This is a genomic window from Azospirillum sp. A23 (assembly GCF_042938965.1).
Classification (GTDB): Bacteria; Pseudomonadota; Alphaproteobacteria; order Azospirillales; family Azospirillaceae; genus Azospirillum; species Azospirillum melinis.
The window spans coordinates 1,233,864-1,260,791 of the sequence record NZ_CP170666.1; the positions used below are offsets into that span (position 1 = coordinate 1,233,864).

The 26,928-nt window shown below is 65.7% G+C and carries 22 protein-coding genes and 2 pseudogenes; 14 read left to right on the top strand and 10 right to left on the bottom strand.

What is annotated here, in order from left to right; genetic code table 11:
• Nucleotides 1-34: 34 nt before the first annotated feature.
• Nucleotides 35-907 carry a DUF3841 domain-containing protein gene (locus tag ABNQ40_RS14520; protein WP_109047157.1) on the top strand — a complete coding sequence of 291 codons (873 nt, stop codon included), beginning with the start codon at nucleotides 35-37 and terminating at the stop codon, nucleotides 905-907.
• A gap of 190 nt (nucleotides 908-1,097) precedes the next feature.
• Here the strand turns inward: ABNQ40_RS14520 and ABNQ40_RS14525 are convergent, their stop codons facing one another.
• The 6 genes from ABNQ40_RS14525 to ABNQ40_RS14550 form a co-directional block, all read right to left on the bottom strand.
• A complete protein-coding gene (locus ABNQ40_RS14525) occupies nucleotides 1,098-2,072 on the bottom strand; it encodes a branched-chain amino acid ABC transporter permease (protein ID WP_391347000.1) in 975 nt (324 codons plus the stop codon).
• Nucleotides 2,073-2,075: 3 nt separating this feature from the next.
• On the bottom strand, nucleotides 2,076-2,963 hold the full coding sequence (locus ABNQ40_RS14530; RefSeq protein ID WP_391347002.1) for a branched-chain amino acid ABC transporter permease: 888 nt from the start codon (nucleotides 2,961-2,963) through the stop codon (nucleotides 2,076-2,078).
• 15 nt (nucleotides 2,964-2,978) lie between these two features.
• Nucleotides 2,979-3,701: an ABC transporter ATP-binding protein gene (locus ABNQ40_RS14535; RefSeq protein WP_391347004.1), complete on the bottom strand. Its 723-nt coding sequence runs from the start codon at nucleotides 3,699-3,701 to the stop codon at nucleotides 2,979-2,981.
• Complete coding sequence (locus ABNQ40_RS14540) at nucleotides 3,686-4,459, bottom strand: ABC transporter ATP-binding protein (protein WP_391347007.1); 774 nt, start codon at nucleotides 4,457-4,459, stop codon at nucleotides 3,686-3,688. Before ABNQ40_RS14540 ends, ABNQ40_RS14535 begins: the two co-directional genes overlap by 16 nt.
• Nucleotides 4,460-4,556: 97 nt before the next feature.
• Complete coding sequence (locus ABNQ40_RS14545; RefSeq protein WP_109047160.1) at nucleotides 4,557-5,783, bottom strand: ABC transporter substrate-binding protein; 1,227 nt, start codon at nucleotides 5,781-5,783, stop codon at nucleotides 4,557-4,559.
• Between the two features lie 40 nt (nucleotides 5,784-5,823).
• Nucleotides 5,824-6,564, bottom strand: coding sequence for an enoyl-CoA hydratase/isomerase family protein (locus ABNQ40_RS14550; RefSeq protein ID WP_391347011.1), 741 nt, complete (start codon nucleotides 6,562-6,564; stop codon nucleotides 5,824-5,826).
• 193 nt (nucleotides 6,565-6,757) lie between these two features.
• On the opposite strand from ABNQ40_RS14550, the gene ABNQ40_RS14555 reads away from it, so the two are divergent.
• On the top strand, nucleotides 6,758-8,392 hold the full coding sequence (locus ABNQ40_RS14555; RefSeq protein WP_109047162.1) for an AMP-binding protein: 1,635 nt from the start codon (nucleotides 6,758-6,760) through the stop codon (nucleotides 8,390-8,392).
• 73 nt (nucleotides 8,393-8,465) lie between these two features.
• On the opposite strand, the gene ABNQ40_RS14560 is transcribed toward ABNQ40_RS14555, so the two are convergent.
• A complete protein-coding gene (locus ABNQ40_RS14560) occupies nucleotides 8,466-9,107 on the bottom strand; it encodes a TetR/AcrR family transcriptional regulator (protein ID WP_109047163.1) in 642 nt (213 codons plus the stop codon).
• A gap of 274 nt (nucleotides 9,108-9,381) precedes the next feature.
• On the opposite strand from ABNQ40_RS14560, the gene ABNQ40_RS14565 reads away from it, so the two are divergent.
• The 12 genes and pseudogenes from ABNQ40_RS14565 (at nucleotide 9,382) to lpdA (ending at nucleotide 22,678) form a co-directional block, all read left to right on the top strand.
• Nucleotides 9,382-9,864, top strand: coding sequence for a MaoC family dehydratase (locus ABNQ40_RS14565; protein ID WP_109047164.1), 483 nt, complete (start codon nucleotides 9,382-9,384; stop codon nucleotides 9,862-9,864).
• Complete coding sequence (locus ABNQ40_RS14570; RefSeq protein WP_109047165.1) at nucleotides 9,861-10,796, top strand: SDR family NAD(P)-dependent oxidoreductase; 936 nt, start codon at nucleotides 9,861-9,863, stop codon at nucleotides 10,794-10,796. The genes ABNQ40_RS14565 and ABNQ40_RS14570 overlap by 4 nt, the downstream gene beginning before the upstream one ends.
• A gap of 29 nt (nucleotides 10,797-10,825) precedes the next feature.
• Nucleotides 10,826-12,028 (top strand): acetyl-CoA C-acyltransferase, encoded by a 1,203-nt coding sequence (locus ABNQ40_RS14575; protein ID WP_109047166.1) that lies wholly within the window; start codon nucleotides 10,826-10,828, stop codon nucleotides 12,026-12,028.
• A 37-nt stretch (nucleotides 12,029-12,065) separates the two neighbouring features.
• Nucleotides 12,066-12,512 carry a thioesterase family protein gene (locus ABNQ40_RS14580; RefSeq protein WP_109047167.1) on the top strand — a complete coding sequence of 149 codons (447 nt, stop codon included), beginning with the start codon at nucleotides 12,066-12,068 and terminating at the stop codon, nucleotides 12,510-12,512.
• 24 nt (nucleotides 12,513-12,536) lie between these two features.
• Nucleotides 12,537-13,691, top strand: coding sequence for an iron-containing alcohol dehydrogenase (locus ABNQ40_RS14585; protein WP_109047168.1), 1,155 nt, complete (start codon nucleotides 12,537-12,539; stop codon nucleotides 13,689-13,691).
• Between the two features lie 96 nt (nucleotides 13,692-13,787).
• Nucleotides 13,788-14,170 (top strand): annotated as a pseudogene (locus ABNQ40_RS14590) (transposase); the annotation flags it as partial.
• A 488-nt stretch (nucleotides 14,171-14,658) separates the two neighbouring features.
• A pseudogene (locus ABNQ40_RS14595) lies at nucleotides 14,659-15,625 on the top strand (IS5 family transposase).
• Nucleotides 15,626-15,988: 363 nt separating this feature from the next.
• On the top strand, nucleotides 15,989-16,369 hold the full coding sequence (locus ABNQ40_RS14600; protein ID WP_158285510.1) for a cupin domain-containing protein: 381 nt from the start codon (nucleotides 15,989-15,991) through the stop codon (nucleotides 16,367-16,369).
• A 264-nt stretch (nucleotides 16,370-16,633) separates the two neighbouring features.
• Entirely contained in the window at nucleotides 16,634-16,786 is a 153-nt protein-coding gene (locus ABNQ40_RS14605; RefSeq protein WP_158285511.1) for a hypothetical protein, read from the top strand.
• Between the two features lie 187 nt (nucleotides 16,787-16,973).
• The gene (gene mdeB, locus ABNQ40_RS14610; protein ID WP_109047170.1) at nucleotides 16,974-19,652 is read left to right on the top strand and encodes an alpha-ketoglutarate dehydrogenase; all 2,679 of its coding nucleotides are present in this window, start codon (nucleotides 16,974-16,976) and stop codon (nucleotides 19,650-19,652) included.
• Between the two features lie 12 nt (nucleotides 19,653-19,664).
• Entirely contained in the window at nucleotides 19,665-20,948 is a 1,284-nt protein-coding gene (locus tag ABNQ40_RS14615; RefSeq protein ID WP_109047171.1) for a 2-oxo acid dehydrogenase subunit E2, read from the top strand.
• A gap of 11 nt (nucleotides 20,949-20,959) precedes the next feature.
• Nucleotides 20,960-22,678 carry a dihydrolipoyl dehydrogenase gene (gene lpdA, locus ABNQ40_RS14620; RefSeq protein ID WP_109047172.1) on the top strand — a complete coding sequence of 573 codons (1,719 nt, stop codon included), beginning with the start codon at nucleotides 20,960-20,962 and terminating at the stop codon, nucleotides 22,676-22,678.
• A gap of 144 nt (nucleotides 22,679-22,822) precedes the next feature.
• On the opposite strand, the gene ABNQ40_RS14625 is transcribed toward lpdA, so the two are convergent.
• The 3 genes from ABNQ40_RS14625 to ABNQ40_RS14635 all read right to left on the bottom strand — a co-directional run bounded on the left by ABNQ40_RS14625 (nucleotide 22,823) and on the right by ABNQ40_RS14635 (nucleotide 26,841).
• Nucleotides 22,823-23,848, bottom strand: coding sequence for a TRAP transporter substrate-binding protein (locus tag ABNQ40_RS14625; RefSeq protein WP_109047173.1), 1,026 nt, complete (start codon nucleotides 23,846-23,848; stop codon nucleotides 22,823-22,825).
• A 158-nt stretch (nucleotides 23,849-24,006) separates the two neighbouring features.
• Nucleotides 24,007-25,908 carry a TRAP transporter large permease subunit gene (locus ABNQ40_RS14630; RefSeq protein WP_109047174.1) on the bottom strand — a complete coding sequence of 634 codons (1,902 nt, stop codon included), beginning with the start codon at nucleotides 25,906-25,908 and terminating at the stop codon, nucleotides 24,007-24,009.
• A gap of 171 nt (nucleotides 25,909-26,079) precedes the next feature.
• Entirely contained in the window at nucleotides 26,080-26,841 is a 762-nt protein-coding gene (locus ABNQ40_RS14635) for an HpcH/HpaI aldolase/citrate lyase family protein (RefSeq protein WP_109047175.1), read from the bottom strand.
• Nucleotides 26,842-26,928: the final 87 nt, after the last annotated feature.

Below are 26,928 nucleotides of genomic sequence, written 5' to 3' on the forward strand. Positions count from 1 at the left end.
CCCCGACAGGAACCGCGTATCCTAGGAGGATCAGTTGCTAAAACCTATTACCCGCTCGCGTGTTCTCGCGGCGCTGCGGGCCGAACCGGGGACGCCCATCCGGATATGGTCGGTACAGCACCGTGACGCGCTGAGCGTGGCACGGCAGACCGGCTGGCTGTCCGGTAATCACCGGTTTGCCTTTGCCCGACATACTGACGCCATGGCCCAAGTCGAAGACCCTGGCCATCCAAGCCCCTATGACTGGATGCATGAGCGAATGGCGGAGCTGATGCCCACTTTCTCAGGTGATTATCCCGTCTGGGGGTGGCTGAAGAGGCCGTCCACGCGGCCGTCAATATGGGGGGAAGCGGCGGGTGAGGCGACGGTCCTGGTCAGCGCCATTGTTCCTTGCCATCGCATCCTCCTCTCTGATTTCGACGACTGGCACGCTGTGTTGAACGACTGGTACCTCAGTCGAACGGAAGCGGAAGATAACGAGGTGGAAGCGGCCGGCGGCGCAACGCCGGCACAGCGGCGGGAGAGTTGGCTGCGGGTTTTCGAGACCGGCTCCCTGCGGTCAGCGGAGGAGATGCAATGGCGCGGCCCAGGCCTCTTCGTGCAGGCCTGCATCGACCGCGTTCATCTCAGCGAAATTGTCCACGTGTATGAACAGGTCCAGCCGTCACGGTCCCATGAACGTGAAGTAAACAGTCCTACGACTGATTGCATCGGCGCAGAGTTCGAAAGCATCGAGTACAATGCCGGAGCGATGAGCATAGGCGATGAGCGAGCCCGCGTGCTGTCGGCAGCGGAAGACAGGAGTTTGAAGGCTCTGTTGCAAAGTTTGCCGGCAGGCGGCCAAATGGCTGGACGTTGGAGGGAGCCAAGCCGTGTCGGAGTTCAAGGGACGCCACTTCGAGGGTGAGATCGTGCTCTGGCGCTTGCGCCCCACGCTCAGCCTGCGCGATCCGGCGGAGATCCTGCTGCCGCGTAGTGCGTGCCATCCAACTCACGGTGTCTTTTTGCAATCATCCACCCTGTGGCACGGAAGCTGACACACCCCTCCCGACCACCAACGCCCCGGCTTCTTTGCGCCAACGTCGCCCACCACCCGTTCATTTTGCCCTACTTTTGAGCCAGTGCATCAATTCGCCAACGATGCCGCGGCGGAAGACCAGCACGCAGACGACGAAGATGCAGCCGATCACCACCGGCACCGGCAGGCTGGTCGCGGCGAGATAGCTTTCCAGCGTCACCACCAGCCCGGCACCCACCACCGGCCCGAACAAAGTGCCCATGCCGCCCAAGAGCGTCATCAGCACCACCTCGCCCGACATCTGCCACGTCACGTCGGTCAGGCTGGCGAGCTGGAACACCAAAGCCTTGGTGCCGCCGGCAAGCCCTGCCAGCGAGGCCGACAGCACGAAGGCGACCAGCTTGTAGCGGTCGGTGCGGTAGCCGAGTGAGACGGCGCGCGGCTCGTTCTCGCGGATCGCCTTCAGCACCTGCCCGAAGGGCGAATGCACAGTGCGCCAGATCAGGGCGAAGCCGGCGACGAAGATCGCCAGCACCGTGTAGTACATGGTCAGCGGCTGGCCGAGGTCGAACAGCCCGAACAGGGTGCCGCGCGGCACGCCCTGGATGCCGTCCTCGCCGTGGGTGAAGGGCAGCTGCAAGGCCAGGAAGAACACCATCTGGCTCAGCGCCAGCGTGATCATGGCGAAATAGATGCCCTGGCGGCGGATGGCGATCAGGCCGAAGACCAGCCCCATCAGACCGGCGACCGCGGTGGCGGCGATCAGCCCGAACTCCGGCGCCCAGCCCCAGACCTTCACCGTGTGAGCGGCGATGTAGGCCGCCCCGCCGAAGAAGGCGGCATGGCCGAAGCTCAAGAGGCCGGCGAAGCCGATCAGCAGGTTGAAGGCGCAGGCGAACAGCGCGAAGCACAGCACCTTCATCAGGAAGACGGGGTAGAGCACGAAGGGTGCGGCGACGGCGATCAGCAGCAGGACGGCGGCGATCACCGCCGTTCCGGCGCCGCGGGCAGGGCCGCGCAGGGCGACATGGGTGGAATTGCTGGCGACGCTCATGGATCAGCGCTCCCGTCCGAAGAGGCCCGCGGGCTTGATGAGAAGAACGATCGCCATCACGACGAACACGACGATGTTGGAGGCCTCGGGGTAGAAGACCTTGGTCAGCCCCTCCAGCAACCCCAGACCCAGGCCGGTGACGATGGCGCCCAGGATCGAGCCCATGCCACCGATCACCACCACCGCGAACACCACGATGATCAGGTTGGTGCCCATCAGCGGCGACACCTGATAGATCGGCGCCGCCAGAACCCCGGCCAGACCGGCCAGCGCCACGCCGAAGCCGTAGGTCAGCGACACCATCACCGGCACGTTGATGCCGAAGGCCTGCACCAGCGTCGGGTTCTCCGTCGCCGCCCGCAGATAGGCGCCAAGCTTCGTCCGCTCAATGGCGAACCAGGTGCCGAAACAGACGGTGAGGGAGGCGACCACCACCCAGGCGCGGTAGTTGGGCAGGAACATGAAGCCCAGATTCTGCCCGCCCTTCAGCGCGTCCGGGATCGGATAGGGCTGGCCCGACACACCGTACTGGTGGCGGAACGCCCCCTCCAGGATCAGCGCCAGACCGAAGGTCAGCAGCAGGCCATAGAGGTGGTCGAGCTTGTAGAGCCGCGACAGCATCGACTTTTCCAGCGCGATGCCCAGCAGCCCGACGACCAGCGGCGCCAGCACCAGCGCCCCCCAATAGCCGACGCCCAGATAGGTCAGCAGCAGCCACGCCATGAAGGCGCCGACCATGTAGAGCGCGCCATGGGCGAAGTTGATGACGTTCAACATGCCGAAGATCACCGCCAGCCCAAGGCTGAGCAGCGCATAGAAGGAACCATTGATCAGTCCGAGCAGAAGCTGCCCGAACAGCACTTGGGGCGGAACGCCGAAGAGTTGGACCATGAATGGCTCTCCCGCTCACACGCCGAGATAGGTGTGCAGCTTGTCCATGTTGGCGTGGAGCTGGTCGTTGGGGATCATGTCGACCACATGGCCTTCCTCCATCACGTAATGGCGGTCGGCGATGGTGGCGGCGAAGCGGAAGTTCTGCTCCACCAGCACGATGGTGAAGCCGCACTGTTTCAGGGCGCGCACCGCGACGCCGATCTGCTCGATGATGACCGGGGCGAGACCCTCGGTCGGCTCGTCCAGCAGGATCAGGGTGGCGCCGGTGCGCAGGATGCGGGCGATGGCCAGCATCTGCTGCTCGCCGCCCGACAGGCGCGTGCCCTGCGTCGAGCCGCGGCCCTTCAGGTTGGGGAACAGGTCGTGGATCTGCGGGACGGTCATCCCGCCTTCCTTGACCACCGGCGGCAACGTCAGGTTCTCGTCCACGCTGAGCGAGGAGAAGATGCCACGCTCCTCCGGCACATAGCCGATGCCGAACCGCGGGATTTTGTGCTGGGCCATGCCGATCAGCTCGGTGCCCTGGAAGCGGATCGAGCCGGTGCGCTTGCCCATGATGCCCATGATGGCGCGCATGGTCGAGGTCTTGCCGGCGCCGTTGCGGCCCAGCAGCGTCACCACCTCGCCCTGCCTCACCTCCAGGCTGACGCCGTGCAGCACGTGGCTCTCGCCATAGAAGCCGTGCAGGTCGGCGATCTCCAGCATCGCTGTTTTGGTGTTCATCCCGTCAGGCATGTCCGGTCCCCCCCCGTGCCCATATATGCCTCCATCACCTGCGGGTTCTTCGAGACGACCTCGTAGGGTCCCTCCGCCAAGATCTCGCCGCGGCGCAGAACGGTGATGGTGTCCGACAGGTGGGCGACGACCGACAAATTGTGCTCCACCATCAGCACGGTGCGGTCGGCGGCGACGCGCTTGATCAGCGCCGCGGTGCCCTCGATGTCCTCATGGCCCATGCCGGCCAGCGGCTCGTCGAGCAGCATCACCTCCGGGTCGAGCGCCAGGGTGGTGGCGATCTCCAGCGCGCGCTTGCGGCCATAGGGCAGCTCGGCGGCGGTGTGGCCGGCCCAGGGGGTGAGGTTGACCGCCTCGATCAGTTCCAGCGCCCGGTCGTGCAGGTCGTGGAGCGACGATTCGGACTTCCAGAAATGGAAGCTGGTGCCGAGCGGCCGTTGCAGCGCGACGCGGACATTCTCCAGCACGCTCAGATGCGGGAAGACGGCCGAGATCTGGAAGGAGCGGACCAGCCCCTTGCATGCGATGTCGGCCGGCTTGGTGCGGGTGATGTCGCGGCCCTTGTAGAGGATCTGGCCGCGGGTGGGCGTCAGGAACTTGGTCAGCAGGTTGAACACCGTGCTCTTGCCGGCGCCGTTCGGGCCGATCAGCGCGTGGATGGTGCCGCGGCGAACCTGGAGGTTCACTTCCCGAACCGCCAAGAACCCCTTGAACTCCTTCGTCAGGTTGCGCGCTTCCAAGATGATGTCGTCGGTCATCGGCGGTGCGATTCCTTGCCGTTCGTCGGTCGTGCAGCCCCGGCCGTCGATTCCATGCGGAATCACCGGCCGGAGCGTCCCTCTCCGTCTCCGCTCGTCAGCCCTTCACAAGAGGGCACTTGCTTTCGGACAGCGGCAGGAAGGCGTCGTTGCCGGGGATGGTGCTGAGAATCCTGTAATAATCCCAACGTCCCTTGGACTCTTGCGGGCTCTTGACCTCGACGAGGTGCATGTCGTGGACCATGCGGCCATCGGCGCGGACCTTGCCGTTGCGGGCGAACATGTCCTCGATGGGCATGGTCTTCAGCTGGTTGACCACGGTCAGGCCCTTGTCGGTGCCGCTGGCGTCGATGGCCTTCAGGTAGTTCAACACCGCCGAATAGACGCCGGCCTGCACCATGGTCGGCATCCTGCCCTCATGGCGCTGGCCGAAGCGCTTGGCGAATTCCCGCGTCCGCTCGTCGGTGTCCCAGTACCAGCCGGTGGTGATGATCATTCCCTTGGTCACGTCGAGGCCGAGGCTGTCGATGTCGGTCAGGAAGACCAGCATGCCGACCATCTTCTGGCCGCCCTGGGTCAGGCCGAACTCGTTGGCCTGCTTCACCGCATTGACGAAGTCGCCGCCGGCGTTGGCGAGCGCCACCACCTGCGCGCCCGACGCTTGCGCCTGAAGCAGGAAGGAGGAGAAATCCGGCGTTGCCACCGGCGCCCGGACGGTGCCCAGGATCTCGCCGCCGGCCTTCTTCACCGCGTTCGCCGTATTGGTTTCCAGGCTGCGGCCGAAGGTGTAGTCGGCGGTGATGAAGAACCATGACTTGTTGCCCTGCTGGGTCAGGGCGCGGCCGGCGCCATTGGCGAGCGCGTAGGTGTCATAGGTCCAGTGGACACCGGTCGGAGAACATTTCTCGTTGGTCAGTTCGGTGCTGCCCGCGGTGGAGTTCAGGTGAACCCGTCCGGTCTCGCGCGTCACCTCCTGCACCGCGAGGGCCGCGGCGGAGTTGCCGACATCGACGATCACGTCGACCTGCTCGCGGTCGATCCATTGGCGGGAGACGCTGGCGGCTATGTCGGCCTTGTTCTGGTGGTCCGCGAAGACAAGCTGGACCGGCGCGCCCTTGACCTTGCCGCCGAAATCCTCCACCGCCATCTGCGCGGCGACCACCGAACCGCGTCCGGCAAGGTCGGCATAGATGCCGGTCATATCGTCGAGCACGGCGATCTTCACCACATTGTCGGAGATCTGCGCCTGCGCCGTGCCGGCCAATGCGCCGGTCAAGGCGAAGGCGGCGATGCCCGCAAGCAGAGCGGTCTTGAGCGTCTTCATGCGTTTGTCCTCCCGGTTCCGGTTGATTTGAAGAATTGTCTCAGCCCCTGGCTGCCGCCGCGTCACGCAGCAGGCGACCGAGCAGGAACTGGTCGCTGTCCCCATGGGCCAGCCGCATCTGGTCGGTCTGGGCGTCGATGGCTCGTTTGGTCATGCGCAGGGCCAGCGGCGGAACCGCCGCCGCGTCGCGCGCCATCCGCAGGCTTTCGTCAACCGCGGCGCCATCCTCCGCGACGAGGTCGGCCAGGCCCCAATCGAGCGCCAGCGCCGGATCGACCCGCAGGTCGGTGAACAGCAGCCGCTTGGCCCGCGCCGGACCGACCAGCGAAACCAAACGCGGCAAGCCGCCCCAGGCGAGGTTGAAGCCGAGCCGGGCCTCCGGCAGCCGTAGATGCGCCCCCCGCCCGAAGACACGCAGATCCAGCGCCAGCGCCAGCACGCCGCCGCCGCCGACCGCCGGCCCCTCGACGGCGGCGATGGTGAGCTGTGGAAGCGCCGCCCAGGCATCGCACAGGGCGCGTCCGCGCTCGACCGCGGCGTGCTGTTCCAGCACATCCGCGCCGGTAGGCCAGAGCAGCGGATCGGACAGGTCGATGCCGCCGGAAAACACCGTGGCGGTGCCGGTCAGCACCACCGCCCGCGAGGTGGTGTCGGCACGCAGGCGGTGGGCGACGTCGGTCAACTCCTCCATCGCCGATGCGCTCAGGGCGTTGGCCTGCCCGCCGCGGTCGTAGCGGACCAGTGCCACCCCGTCCGCATGCTCGATTGAAACAACACTCATCCCGTTTGCTCCTCCCCACCGGGGCTTCGCCGGCGCCGCCAGCGGTTATCGTTGATGTCTCCTGCCTAACATTCTACTGAGTATGTTGCAATCTTTTGATTGGCGGTGCAAACATATGGAAGGCAGCAGCCATCACGGGCGCGAGGCCCGTGGTCCGGACAGGGTTTGAAAAGAACAGGGAGGGTTTTCGGCGATGCACGGCGATGATTGGGCGCGGATCCCCACGGCGGAGGAGTGCGTGCTGCGCAATCTTCTGGAAGGTCAGGCCGCGCGGCAGCCCGACGCGGTGTTCGTCGCCTTCTGGCAGGGCGAAAGCTGGAGCTACCGCGAGACGCTGGAGCGTGTCCGCCGCCGCGCCGCGGCCCTGCGGGCGCAGGGCGTCCGCCAGGGCGACCATGTGCTGTGCTGGATGGGAAACGGGCCGGATCTGCTGACCGCGTGGTTCGCCATCAACTATCTCGGCGCGGTCTATGTACCGCTCAACACCGCAAGCCGCGGGCGCCCGCTGGAGCATATGCTGGACAATGCCGGCGCCTCGATCCTCATCGCCCATGCCGCCCTGATCGGCCGTCTGGCGGACATCGATCGCGGGCCCCTGGTCAGGATCCTGACCGTCGGCACGGCGGATTTGGACCCGCCGGAACTACCCGGCGTCACCATCGCGCCGCTGGTCGATGCCCCGGCCGACGCCGATCTTACCCTCGCGCTCGACCGGCCGATCCAGCCTTGGGACCCCCACGCGATCATGTATTCGTCGGGCACGACCGGCGCGGCCAAGGGTGTCGTGACCTCCTATGTGCAGATCTACACGATGGGGCCGGACGCCTTCGACAGCATCACGGCGGACGACCGCTGCATGATCTGCGGGCCGATTTTCCATTGCGGCAGCACGCTTTACGTTTATTGCATGCTGGGCAAGGGCGGGTCCCTGGCAATGGTTCCGGAGTTCCGGACGCCGGACTTCTGGGAGTCGATCCGCGACACCGGCAGCACGGTGGTCCTGCTTCTGGGCATCATGGCGAATTTCCTGCTGAAGGCGCCGCCGGATCCGCGGGACCGCGACCATACTCTGAAGAAGGTTTTCATCGTCCCGTTCGGCGAGGACGCGCCCCGGTTCGGCGCGCGCTTCGGTGTCGAACTCCACACCGTCTACAACATGACCGAGATCGCCAGCCCGCTGACTGCCGGGCCGCGGACCGCCGGACCGGACGGGATGGTGCCGGGCCTGTGCGGCCGCGCCAGACCCTGCTTCGAGCTGCGGGTGGTCGACGGCAACGATGCCGAGCTGCCGCCGGGCACGGTCGGCGAGCTGATCATCCGCTCGCACCGGCCCTGGGCGCTCGGCTCCGGCTATTACCGCAATCCGGAAGCGACGCTGGCGTCCATGCGCAACGGCTGGTTCCACACCGGCGACGCCTTCCGCATGGAGGCGGACGGCCGCTTCTTCTTCGTCGACCGCCTGAAGGACGTCATCCGCCGCCGTGGCGAGAACATCTCCTCCTTCGAACTGGAGGCGGAGATCTGCGCCCACCCGGCGGTGCGCGAGGCGGTGACGGTCGCCGTGCCCAGCGACGTCGGCGAGGATGAGGTGCTGGCGGTCGTCGCTCCGATCCCCGGCGCTGCGATCGACCCTGCCGAACTGGTCGGTTTCCTGGCCGCCAGGGTGGCGCACTACATGGTGCCGCGCTATGTCCGCATGGTGGAGGAACTGCCCAAGACGGCCAGCGGCAAGCTCCAGAAGCACATGTTGCGCGCCGACGGTCTGACGGAGGATTGCTGGGACCGCGAGGCCGCGGGCATCCGCCTCAAGCGCGAAAGGCTCGGCTGAGAGGCGGCCGAACGCATCGGGTTTCCAACGGTGGCAGAGGCCCCCTCTCCCGCAATGGGAAAGGGGCTTTCGCTCATCCCGGCGCGTTCAGTCCCTGCATGATCGAACCCACGATCTTGTCGGCGAGGATCTCGCGGTCGTCACGGGTCTCGGCCGGACGGGGGCGGTACCAGATCGACAGCCAGTTGATGGCGCCCAGCGCCACCTTGACCGCCACCGACACGTCGCTGGTGCGGATCGAGCCGTCCTCGACCCCCTCATAGGCGACCCGCTTGAACAGGCTTTCGAAGTCGTTGCGCACGGTCATCAGCTCGGCCAGCGTGCGGCGCTGCTCGGGCGTCGTGGCGCCGAAGCGGTGCATCTCGACCCCCTGCACGACCACCGCCTCCAGGGCGAGATTCTCCATCATCGACAGGGCGTGCTGGCGGAACATGGCGCTGAGGCGTTCGGCCGCCGGTTCCGGCCCCTTCATCACCGGGGTGACGGCCTCGAAGTTGCGCCGCATTCCCTCGCGGTGAACGTCGAAGAACAGCTCCGTCTTCGAGCGATAATAATGGTAGATGCGCCCCTTCGTAGCGCCGAGACGCCGCGCCACGTCATCGATGCTCGTCGCGTGATATCCCTGCTCCATGAAGCATTCGGCAGCGGCGGTTAGGATATCGATGTTCCCGGTCTTGTCGATGCGGGGTGACAGCTGGCTCTTTTCACTGCTCATCGTCCAGTTCCAACTCGATAATTTCGTCGGCGGTCAACCCGTTCCGCCCACATCGTCCCCTCGCGGCACCCCGGCAGCGGCCGGTTACGCGAAGCTAGGACCAATCCATCCCACAGGCAACATTTCTGCCTGGACAGAGCGGGCAGGCTCACATACTACTTGGTAGGTTTTTTGTGCGTGACGCAAGCAAACTTTGCGGCGAGCGCACCCAACCGAAGGCCAGACGGATATGGCCCACATGAACACGGCCCAAACGACCACGGGAACGCGCCCAATGAACGAACCCATTTCCGCCGGGGATCTGGAGCTGCGCACCGGCGGCGAGATCGGTGTGTCGCGCTGGTTTGTGATCGACCAGACGCGCATCGACGCCTTCGCCGACGTCATCGACGACCACCAGTTCATCCATGTCGATCCCGAACGAGCAAGCCGCGAAACCCCCTTCGGCGGCACCATCGCCCATGGCTTCCTGTCGCTGTCGCTGCTGACCGCGATGGGCCAGGGCGTGTTGCCGGCGATCGCCGGAGAGGCGATGGTCATCAATTACGGCTTCGACCGCGTCCGCTTCCTCACCCCGGTCAAGTCCGGCGCGAGGGTCCGCGCCCGCTTCGTGTTGGGCGAGGCGACCCGCCGGTCGGATCGGGAACTGGTCGCGCGCTATGCGGTGACGGTGGAGATCGAAGGCGGCGGAAAGCCGGCACTGGCGGCCGACTGGATCATCCTGACCCTCTTGAAAGAACAGGTGAACGCAGCATGAGCATTCAATCCAACGGAATCGGTCCCGACGGCATCCGCTTCGACGGGCGGGTCGCCATTGTCACCGGGGCGGGGAACGGGCTGGGGCGCGGCTACGCGCTAGAACTGGCGGCACGCGGCGCCAGGGTGGTGGTCAACGACCTGGGCGGCGGGCGCGACGGCCGCGGCGACTCCGACGCCGCCGAGACTGTGGTCGCGGAGATCCGCAGCCGGGGCGGCGAGGCCATCGCCGACGGCGCGAACGTCACCGACCCGGCGCAAGTCGCCGCCATGGTCGAGCGCACCCTCGGCCTATGGGGCCGCATCGACGTGCTGATCAACAACGCCGGCATCCTGCGCGACAAGAGCTTCGCCAAGATGGAGCTGGAGGATTTCCGCTCGGTCGTCGACGTGCATCTGATGGGGGCGGCCAACGTCACCCACGCGGTCTGGCCGATCATGCGGGCGCAGGGCTATGGTCGTGTCCTGATGACGACCTCGACCTCGGGCGTCTACGGCAATTTCGGCCAGTCGAACTACGGCGCGGCGAAGGCCGGGCTGGTCGGGCTGATGAACGTCCTGCATCTGGAGGGCATCCGCAACGGTATCCATGTCAATGCGGTCGCCCCGACGGCGGCGACCCGTATGACCTCCGACATCCTCGACGAGACGGCGCTGGCCCGGCTGAATCCGGATTTCGTCACTCCGGCGGCACTGTTCCTGGTGTCGGAGCAGGCGCCGAGCCGCACGGTGATTCTCGCCGGCGCCGGCACCTACGCCCGGCTCGCCATCGTCGAATCGGACGGCGTCTTCCTGCCCGAGGGCGAACGGACGCCGGAGGCCGTGGCTGCCCGCTTCGCCGGGATCGCCTCGCTCGACCGCCAGCACGAGATCGACGCCGGCCTGAGCCATGTCGACCGCATCCTGAAGCGCGCGGCGGACGCCGCCGGCTGAGCCAACCGGCCGAGACAAGGAGAAGACCGGTGAGAGAAGCCGTCATCGTATCCACCGCCCGCACGCCCATCGGCAAGGCCTACCGGGGCGCCTTCAACGACACCCAGGCGCAGGCGCTGGGCGGGCACGCCATCGCCCATGCCGTCGCCCGCGCCGGGATCGATCCCGCCGAGATCGACGACGTGGTGCTAGGCGCCGCGCTGCAGCAGGGCGCCACCCACATGAACATGGCCCGGCAATGCGCGCTGCGCGCCGGACTGCCCACCTCGGTGGCGGCGCAGTCGGTGGACCGGCAATGCGCCTCCGGCCTGATGGCCATCGCCATCGCCGCCAAGCAGATCGTCGTCGACGGCATGACCGTGGCGGTCGGCGGCGGGCTGGAATCGCTGTCGCTGGTGCAGACCGACCGCATGAACGTCGAGCGATGGCGCGATCCCTGGCTGGCCGAGCACCGCCCCGACGTCTACATGGCGATGATCGAGACGGCGGAGATCGTGGCGGCGCGTTACGGCGTGCCGCGCGAGGCTCAGGACGCCTATGCCGCCCGCTCCCAGGCCCGCACCGCCGAGGCGCAGGACGCCGGGCGCTTCGACGCGGAGATCGTGCCGATCACCACCACCATGACCGGTCTCGACAAGGCGACCGGCGAAACCACCCACCATAGGGTCACGCTGGACCGTGACGAGAGCAACCGGCCGGACACCACGCTGGCCGGGCTGTCGGCGCTGAAGCCGGTGTTCCGCGACGGCCAGCAAATCCGGGAAGGGCGCTTCGTCACCGCCGGCAACGCCTCGCAACTGTCGGACGGGGCGTCGGCCAGCGTGCTGATGGAGGCGGCGGAGGCCGAGCGCCGGGGCCTGCACCCGCTCGGACTCTACCGGGGCATCGCGGTCGCCGGCTGCGACCCGGACGAAATGGGGATCGGCCCAGTCTTCGCGGTGCCGAAGCTGTTGAAGCAGCACGGCCTGACCGTCGACGACATCGGGCTGTGGGAGCTGAACGAGGCCTTCGCCGCGCAGGTAATCCACTGCCGCGACCGGCTCGGCATTCCCGACGAGCGGCTGAACGTCAACGGCGGTGCCATTGCCGTCGGTCATCCCTATGGAATGTCGGGCGCCCGTCTGGTCGGCCATGCCTTGATCGAGGGCAGGCGCCGGGGCGTGCGCCATGTCGTCGTCACCATGTGCGTCGGTGGCGGCATGGGCGCCGCCGGCCTGTTCGAAGTCGCCTGAGCCCCCGAAAACGAACCAGAGACAGGGAGGAACCCTCATGGACCGCAAGCACGACACCCGCGCCTCCTACCCCCATTTCCAGATCGTCCCGACCCGGTGGATGGACAACGATGCCTATGGCCATGTCAACAACGTGGTTTACTACAGCTACTTCGACACGGTGGTGAACCAGTACCTGATCGAGAACGGTGCGCTCGACATCGAAACCAGCCCCGTGATCGGCTTGGTGGTGGACACCGGCTGCAGCTACTACGCGCCGGTCAGCTTCCCTGACCGGGTCGAAGCCGGGCTGCGCGTGGCGCGGCTGGGCACCAGCAGCGTCCGCTACGAGGTCGGGCTCTTCCGCAACGACGATCCCACCCCGGCGGCCTGCGGCCATTTCGTGCATGTCTACGTCGATCGCGAGACGCGCCGCCCGGCGGCGCTGCCGGAGAAGCTCCGCACGGTGCTCGGGCGGCTGGTCATGCCGGCCAAAACCGCCTGACCCCTTTCCGGTGAGGACCGAGACATGATGGACTTCGTGTTCGAAACCACGCCGAAGCTGGTGTGCGAGGTGGGGGCGGCGGCCCGGCTGGGTGAGATGGCCAAGGACCTGGGCATCCGCCGCGCGCTGATCGTCACCGACGCCGGTCTGGTGGCGGCCGGGCTGCTGGAGCCGGTCGAGGACGGCTTCAAGACCGCCGGCACGGCATGCGCCCTGTTCTGCGACGTGCTGGCCGACCCGCCGGAAGAGTCGGTGGCGCTGGCGGTCCAGGCGGCGCGCGCCGCTGGAGCCGACGGGGTGATCGGCTTCGGCGGCGGCAGCTCGCTCGACACCGCCAAACTGGTCGCCCTGCTGGCCGGCACGCCGCAGGAACTGCCGGATATCTACGGCATCGGCCTCGCCAAGGGGCCGCGCCTGCCTCTGATCCAGGTGCCGACCACCGCCGGCACGGGATCGGAGGTGACGCCGATCGCCATCGTCACCACGCCGACCAGCGAGAAGAAGGGGGTGGTGTCCAGCCTGCTCTACCCCGATCTGGCGGTGCTCGACGCCCGTCTGACGCTCGGGCTGCCGCCGCGGGTCACCGCGATGACCGGCATCGATGCGATGGTCCACGCCATCGAGGCCTACACCACCCGCTACAAGAAGAACCCGCTGTCCGACAGCCTCGCGCTGCGGGCGCTGGGCCTGCTGGGCGGCAACATCCGCGCCGTCATCGCCGACGGGCGCGACGTCGCCGCCCGCGCGGCGATGCTCCAGGGCTCGCTGCTTGCCGGCATCGCCTTCGCCAATGCGCCGGTCGGGGCGGTCCACGCCCTGGCCTACCCGCTGGGGGGCCATTTCCACGTACCGCACGGACTGAGCAACGCGTTGATGCTCGGACCGGTGCTCGAGTTCAACCGACCGGCGGCCGGGGAACTCTATGCCGAACTCGCTCCGGCGATCATGCCCGGCCGCTCCTTCGCCACGCCGGACGAGGCGGTGGCTGCCTTCATCGACGCCATGCGCGATCTCGTTGCTGCCATGCCGATGGAGCAGCGGCTGGAACAGCTTGGCGTGCGGCAGGATGATCTGCCGATGCTGGCGGCTGACGCCATGAAGGTGCAGAGGCTTTTGATCAACAATCGGCGCGATGTCCGCTACGACGACGCCTTGGATCTCTACAGACAAGCATGGTGAAGAGGCGGTTCCAATGGTTCCGTTGCAAAGTGAGGTGGTCCCCGTTTCCCGGACAGTCGGATAAGCTTGGTTCGCCCAGGAAGAAGGACGGACCCGATGACGGGGAAACGGAAGCGGTATTCGGCGGAGTTCAAGGCGAAGGTGGCGCTGGAGGCGATCCGGGGCGAGCTGACGGTGTCGCAGCTGGTGGCCAAGCACGGCGTACACCAGACGCTGGTCAACGCCTGGAAGAAGCAGGCGATGGAGGGGATGGCAGGTGTGTTCTCCGGCAAGGCGGAAGCCGCCGAAACCAGCCATCAGGGCGAGGTGGAAAAGCTCCACACGATGATCGGCCAGTTGGTGGTGGAGCGCGATTTTTTGCGCAAGGCCTCCGGTCGATGAGCGTCGGCCGGAGGCGGAAGCTGATCGAGCCGGAGCATCCGCAGCTGTCGATCACCCGACAGTGCGAGCTGGTTTCCATCAGCCGGTCCAGCTACTACGTCTGGAAGGAACCATAAAGTGCAATTGCGACCCTTTGATTTCATTGGGAAATTGACGAACTCTGGAACCATAAAACGCAAAGCTGGAACCATAAAAAGGTCTCTGGAGGCTGTTTTGGAACCATAAATTAGTTCAGTAAAAACTTGGAGACAACAACGGTGGACTGTATATTTTGTGAGTGTCTTTATACACTCAAAGCGCGAGCTTTGTCCCGAGCGTTGACGGCTGTAAAGGCAAAAAATCATTGATTAGCATGTCGGAATTTTGCCATTTCATTCCAGAATAAGTCCAGCGCAGGCAATGAGCTTGTCACCACCTCCGACGTAATGACCAATCGTAAGTTGAGTGACGCCAAACCGTCGTAAACTAGTATGGTCAAGTGGAGTATTTCAACTGTAGGCTCCCACATTTCTGATTGGTGCCCCGTGGTGCATGAATACAGTCGGTGGCGTAGGTCAAGGCTCCGTCTCCGTTCTGGTCACCCGCTATGCCGCACAAGGCCAATGCCGCTCGTCGCCATCACATTCCCCGGCCGAAGCACAAAGTGACGAATTGGGCCGAGTACGATGCCGCCCTGCGCCAGCGCGGCAGCCTCACGGTCTGGGTCAGCGAGGAGGCAATCGCGGGCTGGAAGGCGGCGCCCCGCACCTCGCCGGGCGGGCAGCCCAACTACTCGGATCTGGCGATTACGACTGCGCTCATACTGCGTGCGGCGTTTCGGCTGGCGCCGCGCCAGACCGAGGGACTGATCGGCTCCGTCCTCCACCTGCTCGGGCTTGATCTGCCAGTACCGGACCACTCCACTATTGCCCGCCGTGCCAGGACCGTGACACTGCCCTCGGCGCCGCGCGAGCGGCGGGCCCGTTCACCTGCTGATCAACAGCACGGGGCTGAAGCTGGGCGGGCCGGGCGAATGGCTGATCGAGAAACACGGCACCAAGAGGCGACGCTCCTGGCGCGCCCTGCACATCGGCCTGGACGTGGGCTGCGGCCGGGTCGTCGCCGCCACGCTGACCGACCGTGGCGGCGATGACGCTTCCCAGGTTGGCCCGTTGCTCGATCAGGTCACCGAGCCCGTGGCCTCGGTGACCGGGGACGGCGCGTATGACCGGACGGGTGTCTGCGCGTCGGTCCATGAGCGTCATCCCGAGGCCGCGGTCGTGACACCGCCGCGCCGTGACGCTGTGCTCAGCGACACCGCCGAGACCGCGCCTACCCAACGCGACCGCCACATCCAAACCATTGCCGAAACCGGGCGGATGGCTTAGCAGCGGACCAGCGGATACGACAAAAGGGCCGCCGTGGAGAGTTAAATGGCGCGCTGGAAAGGCGTCATCGGACAGGCACTGCGCTTCCACTCCGACGCGGCGCAGGCCACCGAGGTCGCCATCGCCGTCCAGGTCCTGAACCGCATGTTCGACCTCGGACGCCCAAATTCCGTCCGGGTCGCCTGATCAGCAACGGCGATGAGGCGACCACCTGCCCGTTTCGCCTCGCTGCAACACGCCAGCGCATTCTTCACCTCCAAAAGTGGAGGTGTCTCTCTCCGATAGCTCCAATGCGACGATCAAGCTGGCCCAAGCCCTGACGGAACTTCTGCAGGCTCCTTCCTCGCCTCGCTCAAGTTAATGTGACGATACCGGCTTAATGCTCGCAAGCTCTCTGCCGAACGATCATGCAAATCCAGAGGCAGACCATACTCCCTATAGCCCTTGGCTATGAACTGTCCCAAGAAACGATGGGACAGTCTCGGTATATTTCGAATAAGGAAAAAGGGTTGGAATCGAAAAACGAACTTTACAGAAAGGGCACCCTTAATGACGGATCACATTCCACAATACAGCTGGGAAACGATTCCGGAACGCGAACTTCGGTCCGGCGTCGTTCAAAAGGTGTTTCGGGGTGACGATGTGCTGATCGGACAAACCACGCTTCATCCAGGCATGACCACTGCGCCGCACAGCCATCCCTACGAGCAGATTTTTATGATCCTGAAGGGACGGGTCACGCTCCATGTGGGCGACCAGAGCTTTGACTGCCCGGCCGGCACGGTCGTCCGCATTCCGCCGAACGTGATCCACTGGGCAGATGGACCTCGTGAGGAGGATGGCCCGGCTCTGAACATGGATGTCTGGACGCCGCTCCGCCCTGATTACGCGGAACACACCACCTATCAGACCGACAGATTCAGCCGCTGACTCGGCGGCTGAAATGGTGGGCCGCGCAGCCGGCGTCTACACGCCGGCCGCATCCCGAAGAGGCACCAACGCATCATCGTCGTCGACAACATGGAGATGACGCGGCGGCCCCCAATCCGGGCCGGAATGATGCTAAAGGCGAAGGCGGAAGAGTGGGCGACGGGCTACCTGATGAGGGTGCTCATCGCCGAGCAGGCCAAGACATATTCGTGCCAGTAGTCGGGCAGCCAGCCGCAGCATGTCGTCATCGCGCGGTCGCTGTGCATGAGCCCGAAGGTGACGCGTTTGGACGAACCCACTTCGGCCCTCGACGCCCAAATGGCCAAGGAGGTGCTGGACGTCATGGTCGGCTTGGCCGAGGACGGCCCGACCACGCCGTGCGTGACGATTGGTGGGCATCGCCAATCCGGTCGCTGACCGCGTCAGCTTCACGGACCGCAGCGGATCGGGGAGCAGGACACGCCGGACGCGTTCTTCTCGAACCCGAAATCAGATCGCGCGCCTCGTCCTCAGCCAAGTCCTGGATCACCGGGGAAACCGTACCCCGAGCCGGAGCCCATTCGCCCCGGTTGCCCAATTCCCAACCCAATCAGTGTGCTGGCACATGAACAATCCGTCCCCCTTGTCCCACAGCCCCAATGACATTGACCATCTCGAGACCGCCGATTGGCTGAGCGCTCTGGAAAGCTTGGCGCGCGCGAGCGGTCCGGAGCGGACCCGGTTTCTGCTGTCGGCTCTCGACGTTCACGCCAAGCAACTTGGGATCGCTTGGGACAGCCTGCCCTACTCTCCTTACCGGAACACTATTCCGGTGGCTGCCCAGTCGCCCTATCCTGGCGATCTGGAGATCGAGGAACGGATCACCGCCATCATGCGCTGGAACGCTCTGGCGATGGTGGTGCGGGCAAACCGGGCCTATGGCGAGCTGGGCGGGCACATCGCCAGCTACGCCTCCGCCGCCGAGATATTTGAAGTCGGCTTCAATCACTTCTTCCGAGCACCGACCGACGAACAGGACGGCGACATCGTCTACTTCCAGCCTCATTCTGTACCCGGCGTCTATGCTCGCGCCTTTCTTGAGGGCCGTCTCAGCGAAGACCAGCTCAAGCGATACCGGCAGGAGATCGGGGCTCCCGGCCTGTGCTCCTACCCCCACCCTTGGTTGATGCCGGACTTCTGGCAAGTTCCCACCGGGTCGATGGGCATCGGTCCATTGAGCGCCGTCTACCAGGCGCGTTTCATGCGGTATCTACGCGACCGCGGTCTGCTGCCGACCGACGAGCGCCATGTGTGGGGCGTGTTTGGCGACGGCGAAATGGACGAACCGGAGTCCATCGCCGGCCTCACCCTCGCCGCCCGCGAGCAACTTGATAACCTCACCTTTGTGATCAACTGCAATCTTCAGCGGCTGGATGGACCGGTGCGTGGCAACGGGCAGATCATTCAGGAGCTCGAACGGCTCTTTCAGGGAGCCGGATGGAACGTCATCAAAGTGTTGTGGGGATCGGAATGGGACAGCCTGTTCGCCCGCGATACCAACCACTCCCTGTTGCGCCGCTTTGCCGCTACCGTTGACGGCAAATATCAAACCCTCGGAGCCAAGGACGGCGCCTACAACCTCGCACATTTCTTCGGCGAAGACCCGGAGGTTCAGCGGCTGGTCGCCCACATGTCGGATGCGGAGATTAATGTCCTCAAGCGTGGCGGGCATGATCTGCGCAAGCTTTATGCCTCTTTCGCCGCGGCCAAGGCGACCAAGGGGAAGCCGACGGTTATTCTCGCCAAGACCAAGAAGGGGTACGGAATGGGCGGGGCCGGCGAATCCCGCATGACCGCTCACCAAGCCAAGAAGCTGGATGTTGATGCGCTGTATGCATTCCGGGACCGGTTTGCCCTGCCGCTGACGAATGAGCAGGTCGAACGCCTCGATTTTTATCGTCCCGACGAGGCCAGCGCCGAGCTGACCTATCTACGCGCGCGGCGGGCAGCCCTCGGCGGCAGCCTGCCGGCGCGCCGGCGCACCGCCCCGGCCGTTCCGGTTCCCGCCCTGTCGTCCTACGCCGACTTTGCCTTGAACGCCGCCGGCAAGGAGATGTCCACCACCATGGCCGTGGTGCGCATGCTCGGCATGGTGCTGAAGGATCCGGCCCTCGGCCCGCGCATCGTCCCGATCGTTGCCGATGAGGCCCGCACCTTCGGCATGGCGAACCTGTTCCGGCAAATCGGCATTTACGCCCCGCAAGGCCAGCTTTACGAGCCCGAGGATGCGGGATCGATGCTGTTCTACAAGGAAACCAGAGACGGCCAGATGCTGGAGGAAGGCATCACCGAGGCAGGTGCCCTCGCCTCTTGGACCGCGGCAGCGACATCCTACAGCACGCATGGGATCGCCCTGCTGCCGGTCTACATCTACTACTCGATGTTCGGCTTCCAGCGTGTGGGAGATCTCATCTGGGCCGCTGCAGACCAGCGCTCCCGCGGCTTCCTCATCGGCGCGACGGCCGGACGGACGACGCTCGGTGGCGAAGGCCTCCAGCATCAAGACGGCTCCAGCCTGCTCACTGCGGCCACGGTTCCGAATTGCCGGGCCTGGGATCCCGCCTTCGCCTACGAAGTGGCCGTAATCCTGGATTACGGCATGCGGCGCATGCTGGAGGAGCAGCAGGACGAATTCCACTATTTGGCCGCAATGAACGAGAACTACGCCCAGCCTTCGATGCCGGCGGGAGCGGCGGAAGGGATCGTGAAGGGGCTCTATCAGTTCGACAAGCGAGTCGCCAGCGATCCCGTTGGTGAGGTGCGCTTGATCGGCTCAGGCGCGATCTTCCCCGAGGTGGTGGCTGCCGCCGGTATGCTGGCCGAGGACTGGGGGGTGACGAGCGCCTTGTGGTCGGCCACCAGCTTCTCCGAGTTGACACGTGAGGCACGCGACGTGGAGCGGAGGAACCGCCTCAATCCTTTGGAGAAGCCCCTCCGCAGCCATCTGTCCGACTGCCTTGCCGGCGATGTCCCCATCGTCGCCGCTTCGGATTACGTCCGCGCCTGGCCCCAGTTGATCGCGTCCTATCTGACGGCCCCCTTCACCGCCTTGGGGACCGACGGCTTCGGCCGCAGCGACACGCGCACGGCGCTGCGGATGTTCTTCGAGGTCGATCGCCTCAGCATCGTGGTCGCTGCGCTGTCCGCTCTGGCTGACCAGGGTAGGCTTCCGCGCACGGTGGTGGCCGAGGCAATTAGCCGTTACCGCCTCGATCCGCAGTCGCCCGCCCCTTGGACCGTCTGATCGGAGCACAGCATGTCCACGATCATTGACGTTTGCTTGCCCGATATCGGCGATTACAAGGATGTCCCGGTCATTGAGCTCCATGCCAAGGCGGGGGATCGCGTCACCGTCGACTCTCCGCTGATCACAATCGAATCCGATAAAGCCACGATGGAGGTTCCCTCTCCGGCGACCGGCACCGTTGATGAGGTGACGATTGAACTCGGGTCCAGGGTCACCCAAGGTGTACTGTTGATGAGGTTGCGGGTCGATGTTGCCGCTGCCTCCGGCTCCGCCGGGTCACCCCAGCCTCGCGTGGGCCGCCTGCCCGCCGGGTCGGCGGCCGGGGCCCCGAGTTTGGCGATCCGCGCATCGGAGCCGCCCGCCGACACCGCCTCGTCAACCGCCGCCCCGACGTTGACCGCGGGCCACGCGACGCCGTCGGTCCGCGCCATGGCGCGGGAACTGGGGGTCGACCTGTCCGCCGTTGCCCCGACAGGTCCCAAGGGCCGCATTCTGCGCGAGGATGTGGCTGCGCATGTCAAGCGGGCAATGGCGGCTCCGGCACCACAGGCCGGGCAGTCGGCTGGCCTGCCACCCTGGCCGGCCATTGACCATGCCCGGTTCGGCCCGGTTCGCCGTGAGCCTCTGTCACGCATCCAGAAGATGTCCGGAGCCAACCTGGCTCGCAACGCCCTTGTCATTCCCCACGTCACCAATTTCGACCGGGCCGATGTGACCGATGCCGAGGCATTCCGGCTCGACGTCAATGCGGAGGTCCGCGAACCGCCGCTCAAGTTGACCATGGTCGCCTTCCTGATCAAGGCCGCGGCGCTGGCGTTGCGCGCTTTCCCGCGCTTCAACACGGCCCTGGACGGTGATGAGCTGGTGCTGAAGGACTATGTGCATGTCGGCTTCGCCGTCGACACACCGCACGGCCTGATGGTTCCTGTGATCCGCGACTGCGACCGCAAGGGGCTAGTGGAGATCGCCGCCGAGATGCGCCACTTGGCTGACAAGGCTCGTGAGGGCAAGCTGGTCGGGAGCGACATGCAGGGAGGATGCTTCACCATCTCCTCCCTTGGCGGCATCGGCGGAGATGGCTTCACGCCGATCATCAACGCGCCCGAGGTGGCCATCCTGGGAGCCGGGCGTGCCTCGATGCAGGCGGTCTGGACCGGACAGGCCTTCCATCCCCGTCTGATCCTGCCGATCAGCCTGTCCTGGGATCACCGTGTCGTCGACGGCGTCGCCGCGGCGCGCTTCCTACGCCACATCGCGCAGACCCTGAGCGATCTGCGCCGCTTTGCCTTGTGAGGGCCTGCACGATGATCACGGAAATTCGCATCCCCGATATCGGCGACTTCGCCAACGTTCCGGTGATGGAGATCCTCGTCAAGCCCGGCGACGACGTCACGGTCGACCAAACGCTGCTGGTGCTGGAGTCCGACAAGGCGACGCTGGATGTCCCCTCCCCGGTGGCAGGACGCATCGACAGCGTGCTGGTCGGTCCGGGCGCACGCGTCTCCAAAGGCACCGCGATCGCCACCATCGCGCCCAGCCGGGAGCGCACCTCGACGGCGCCGCCGGCCGGCAGCTCTGGCGTGGCGAACGAGCAGGACGCAAGCCCGGCGGACCAATCCCCCAACCAGCCGCTCGTGGTGATCGGTGGCGGACCGGGCGGCTACTCCGCCGCGTTCCGGGCCGCCGATCTGGGGCTGGATGTCATGTTGATCGAGCGCGAGGCCAAGCTCGGCGGCGTCTGCCTGAATGTCGGATGCATCCCGTCCAAGGCGTTGCTCCACGTGGCCGCGGTGAAAACGGAAGCCGAACGGCTGTCGATCGCCGGCTTGAGGTTCGGGCCGGCCGAAATCGACCTCGAGCGTCTGCGCGCCTTCAAGGACGCGACGGTGAACCGGCTGACCGCCGGGCTGCAGCATATGGCACGACAGAGGGGCGTCAGCGTGATCACAGGCGAGGCGCGCTTCGTGGACGCGCATCGGCTGAGCATCACACTGGCGGACGGCCGCGAGCAGAGCGTCGGCTTTTCGCAGTGCATCGTCGCCGCCGGGTCCATGCCCGTCCATCTTCCGGTCCTCCCCACCGATCCGAGAATCGTCGACTCCACCGGAGCTCTGGAGTTGCCGTTTGTACCCGCGCGCCTGCTGGTGATCGGCGGCGGCATCATCGGCTTGGAAATGGCCACCGTCTATGCCGCACTCGGATCCAGGGTGGACATCGTGGAGCGGGCGGACTCCCTCTTGCCCGGCATTGATCGCGATCTGGTCGGGATTTGGCAGAAGGAGAACGTCCCACGGCTCGGCCGGATCTTCCTCGGCTGCTCGGTCGAAAGCGCAGAGGCGGGACCGGCCGGCATCTCCGTTCGCCTCTCCGGCCAGGATGCGCCTCGCACCTACGATCTCGTGCTCCAGGCGGCTGGCCGCCGGCCGAACGGTTTGACCCTGGGGCTCGAGAGAGCCGGCGTCGCGACCGATCCCCGCGGCTTCATCACCGTTGACCGCCGGATGCGCAGTTCCAGCCCCCAGATCTTCGCCATCGGCGATGTCGCCGGTGAGCCCATGCTGGCCCACAAGGCGGTGCATGAGGGCCATATCGCGGCGGAGGTGGCGGCCGGTCACCTGTCCGCGTTCGACGCCACGGTGATTCCAGGGGTTGCGTACACCGATCCCGAGATCGCCTGGGTTGGCGTCAGCGAGACACGGGCCCAGGAAAGCCTGCGGTCGGTGTCAGTGGCGAAATTCCCCTGGTCGGCTTCCGGACGAGCCGTTGCCAACGGCGCCGCCTTCGGAATGACCAAGCTGCTGTTCGACCGCGAAAGCGGGCGGGTGATCGGCGGTGCGATCGTTGGTCCCAATGCGGGAGATATGATCGGCGAGCTGTGTCTCGCCATCGAGATGGGGGCGGACGCCAGAGACATCGGCCATACAATCCACCCCCATCCGACATTGGGAGAAACCATCGGTCTGGCCGCCGAAGCCGCTGAGGGTCGTTGCACCGATCTGCCGCCGACGGCCAGAACTCGCTGAGGGTCACGGTCGGTCACGCTGGTCATTCGGACGGCAAACGGGCCCCAGCCGAAGCCAGCCGAAACGGCTGTCCTTCGGCATGGGTCGTTCGTGCGCAAATCGAGGTGGAGACGCCGTGTGCCGGGCGGCGCCCCGCCCGTCTCCTCAGCCGATCGGCCCGACCACCTCCTCCAGCATGGCCCAGGCCACTGGATCGAACCGGTTCTTCCATTCGCGGTAAAAGCCGGCCTGGATCAATGTGTTCTTGAATGGTTCGATGTCGACGTCGTTGATCTGCATGCCCTTCGCCGTGAGTTGCTCCCGCGCGTTCCCGTCGATCCGCCGGTTGTCGGCGCGCTGGCGCAGTGCCGCGTCGTTGAACTCCTCCGTCACGAGCGCCTGCAGATCCTGCGGCAGCCGATCGAAGGCACGCGGGTTGCCGAGCATCCATTGACCGTCCCAGAGATGCCGAGTGAGGGAGGCGTATTTCAGCACTTCATAGAGCTTGAACAGCTGGAACACCTGCAAAGGATTCTCGGTCCCGTCTACGATTCTGGTCTGCAGCGACGGGTAGACTTCGTTGAAGTTGAGCGTTACCGGCGCGCCGCCCAGACCCTTGAACAGGGAAATGAACAGGGCTCCCGGCGCGACCCGCACCTTCAGGCCGGCCATGTCGGCAACCGAATTCACCGGCCGCACGTTGTTGGCGACATTGCGGAAGCCCAGGTCCCACATCCGGTCCATCGCGCGCAGCCCCGCCTTGGCGACCGCTCCGCGGATGTGAGCACCCAGTCGGCCGTCCATGGCGGCCCAGACGTGATCGTAGTCGGGGAAGGCATAGCCGACCCCCGTGATGCCGGCCACGGGGACGAGGCCGGAGATGACGACCGAGGACTGAAGCGTGAACTCTAGGGCACCGGATCGCGTTTGGCTCAGCAAGTCCGTACCGCCCCCCAACTGGCTGCTGGGGAAGATCTGGACGTCGATACGGCCCGCGCTGCGGGCCGCGATCCGCCTGGCTGCCTCTGTCAACTGGATGTGGACCGGATTGTCCTCCAGAAATTCATGCCCGACCTTGAACCTGAACTCGGCGGCCCTGGCCGGCGTTGCGACGAGGGCTCCTATCGCGGCCGGGGCAGCCAACGTACCGGCCGTCAAGGCCCCGAATTTCCTGCGTGTGATGCGGATCATTGTCGTTCTCCTATCTGTCCGTTTCCTGGTTGATGGTGGCGTGCCGTCCGCCCCACATGCCGATCCCGTTCGGGCCGATCCCTGGGATTTCGGCGCTCCACGACGACGGCAATCAGGGGCAGGCCGGCGCGCCGCTTATGCCGGGCCGCGCAACCGGCTCATGGAAGAAGGCTGGTGGTGATGGCGGGGACGAAGGCGATCAGCATCAGCCCCGCCACCAGCGCGACCATGTAGCCGATGATCGGCCGCAGAGCGGCTCCGGTGTCGACTTTGCCGATCGCACAGGCGGTGTAGTAACCGACGCCGAAGGGCGGGACGAACAGCCCGATCCCCATCGCCAGCACCACGACGATCGAATAGTGGATGTCGTTGATCGCGAAGGACCGGGCAATCGGATAGGTGATCGGCGCCATCAGGACGATCGCCGGCAGGCCTTCCAGGACCGATCCGAGGATGACGAATATCAGGATCGAGACGAGCAGGAACCCGTAAGCGCCGCCCGGCGCATGATGCATCAGCATGGTGAGCTGGCGCGCGAACCCGGATTGGGTCAGCGACCATGCCATCGCGGAGGCCGCGCCCACGATCAGCAGGATGGCGCCGCTGAGACTGACCGTATTGACGATGCCCGTCACGATCGCCCGCCGGTCGACTGGACGGCCGAACGCAACACGGGCCAACAGCAGATAGACGATGGCGTAGAACACGCCCAGCGTCGACACTTCGGTCGCAGTCGCAGCCCCCTCGACCACGGCGGTGCGGATTACGAACGGAAGCAGGAGCGCGGGCACGGCGACCAGCAGGCAGCGCGCACTGTCACTCCAGCTGGCGCGGGCGCCGCTGCTTGCCGTGCCGGCCCGGCGGCTGCGCCACCAGACCACCGCCGCCAGGAACAGCCCCATGACCAGCGACGGCAGGATGCCGCCGGCGAACAGCCCGGCGATCGAGACGCCCGTGACCGAACCGATCGTGATCAGCACGATGCTGGGCGGAATCGTCTCGGTCTGTGCCCCTGTGGCGGCGAGCAACGCGACGAGATCCCCCGAATCAGCCCCGCGCCGCCTCATCTCCGGAAAAAGCGGCGGAGCCACGGCCGCCATGTCGGCCGCCTTCGCCCCGGAAATGCCGGAAACGAGATACATGGCCGCCATCAGGACGTAGTTGAGACCGCCCCGCCAATGCCCGACCAGTGTTGCCAGGAAATTGACCATCGCCTTTGCCATGCCGGTCACCTCGACCAAGCTGCCCAGCCAGATGAACAGCGGTACGGCCAGCAGCACGACATGCGACATGCCCTCGTTCAAACGACTGGTCACTACGGTCAGTGGGACCGTCGTCGTGCAGGCAAGGAACAGGAACGTGCTGATCAGGAAACAGAAGGCGATCGGGAGGCCCACGGCAATGCATGTCCCGGTCAGCGCGACGAAGAAGATCAGCAGCCGGTAATTGCCGAGCGCGATCAGTTCCGGCGAAAGCCAATGAAGCATCAGGGTCACCGCCACGCAGAACAGCGCGGCGAGCGTCAGGACGGCTACGTTCCGGAAACGAACACAGTGCAGCACGCCGAGGATCAGCATCGACCCCAGCCCGACCGGCAGCGCTGCCGCGCGCCACGCACCGGACAGCGCCAGCGTGGAGGTCGTTATGTCCCATTCGTCCAAGGCATACTCGCAGGCCGGGGGCAGCAAGAAAGCCAGCAGGGCCACGGTCGCCGCGAGCGAAAGGGCGTCCACGAATTCCTGCAGCCGGCCGCGCAACGCCATCGCGACTGCCGCCATCCGCATGTGCTCGGCCCGGTGGTAGGCGACGACGGCGCCCAGCATTGCTAGCCAGAGGAACAAGGTGGAGACGAGTTCGTCGACCCAGACGATGGGCGCATTGAACGCGAACCTGCTGACGGCGCCGGCCAACAGCAGGACCGCCACGGTTACAAGCAGAACGCCAGCGCTAACGGCCGAGGCAGCGACCAGGCCCCGTTCGACGAGGCGTATGGACGGGCCGAGCGTCGTCTGCGCCCGGCCCAAAAGGCCCGGATGGGCCGTGGTGGACGTCGCCGTCACGTCAGGACTCCTTGACTGTGTTGGGGTTGATCGGGCTGAGGATGACCGGGCAGAGGGCCGCCGAACCGGATCGGATCGGCGATCGGAGCGGCCGGACGGAGGCCCTGCGATGGATCGAGGTTCCATGGTGCCCGGATGCCCCGCGGGGCCCTTCCGTCACCATCCGCCGCCTCATGGCAGGGCCGCCCTGGCCTGCGAAACGGTGTTCGACACCGCCCCTCTGAGAAGCCCTTGGTCGGTGCCGAGCAGGAACATCCGGACGCCGTTTTCATGCAGCGATGGACAAAGTGCGGGAGAGTCCGCAAGCGCACCGAGCGGCTTCCCGAGCTGCGGGGCCGCGGAAAAAATCCTTTGCACGGCCGCTTCAACTTCCGGATGCCCGATGTCGCGATGTCCCAGGGCGATGGTGAGATCAAGCCGTCCGATGAACAGGGCGTCGACGCCATCGACTGCGGCTATCTCCCGAATGTTGTCGATGCCGGCCGCATCCTCGATCATCGCAATGACCGCAACTGAAGCGTCGGACTCCTCGGCATGCCGTGCGATCGGTCGGCGTCCATAATCGCCGGCCCGTGGTGAATTCGAGAAGCCCCGGCCGCCCACATATTTTGCTGCGGACACCGCGCGGGCCGCCTGCCCCGCGTTCTGCACGTGCGGGACCATCACGCCAGCCGCCCCCAGGTCGAGGGCTGTTAGGATCGAGGCCTCGTTTATTTCCGGGATGCGGACAAGTGCCGACAGGTCCGTGGCCAAGGCTGCCAGGATGCACAGGTCGAGGTCGCTGCGGCTGAACGGCGCATGCTCGGCATCAATCACGATGAAGTCCAGGCCGCTACGGCCCAGCACCTCCACAGTCTGATGCGACGCGGTCTTGGCGAAGATGCCGAAAACATCCTCACCTTGTGCAAGCCGCTTGCGAAATGATGTCGTCATTGGCCCTCCCCTGTTTTCCGTCAGGCGGACCAGAAAGCGAATCTGTCCCCCGCCGTCGTTTCGCGTATCGCAATGAGGTCTTGGTGT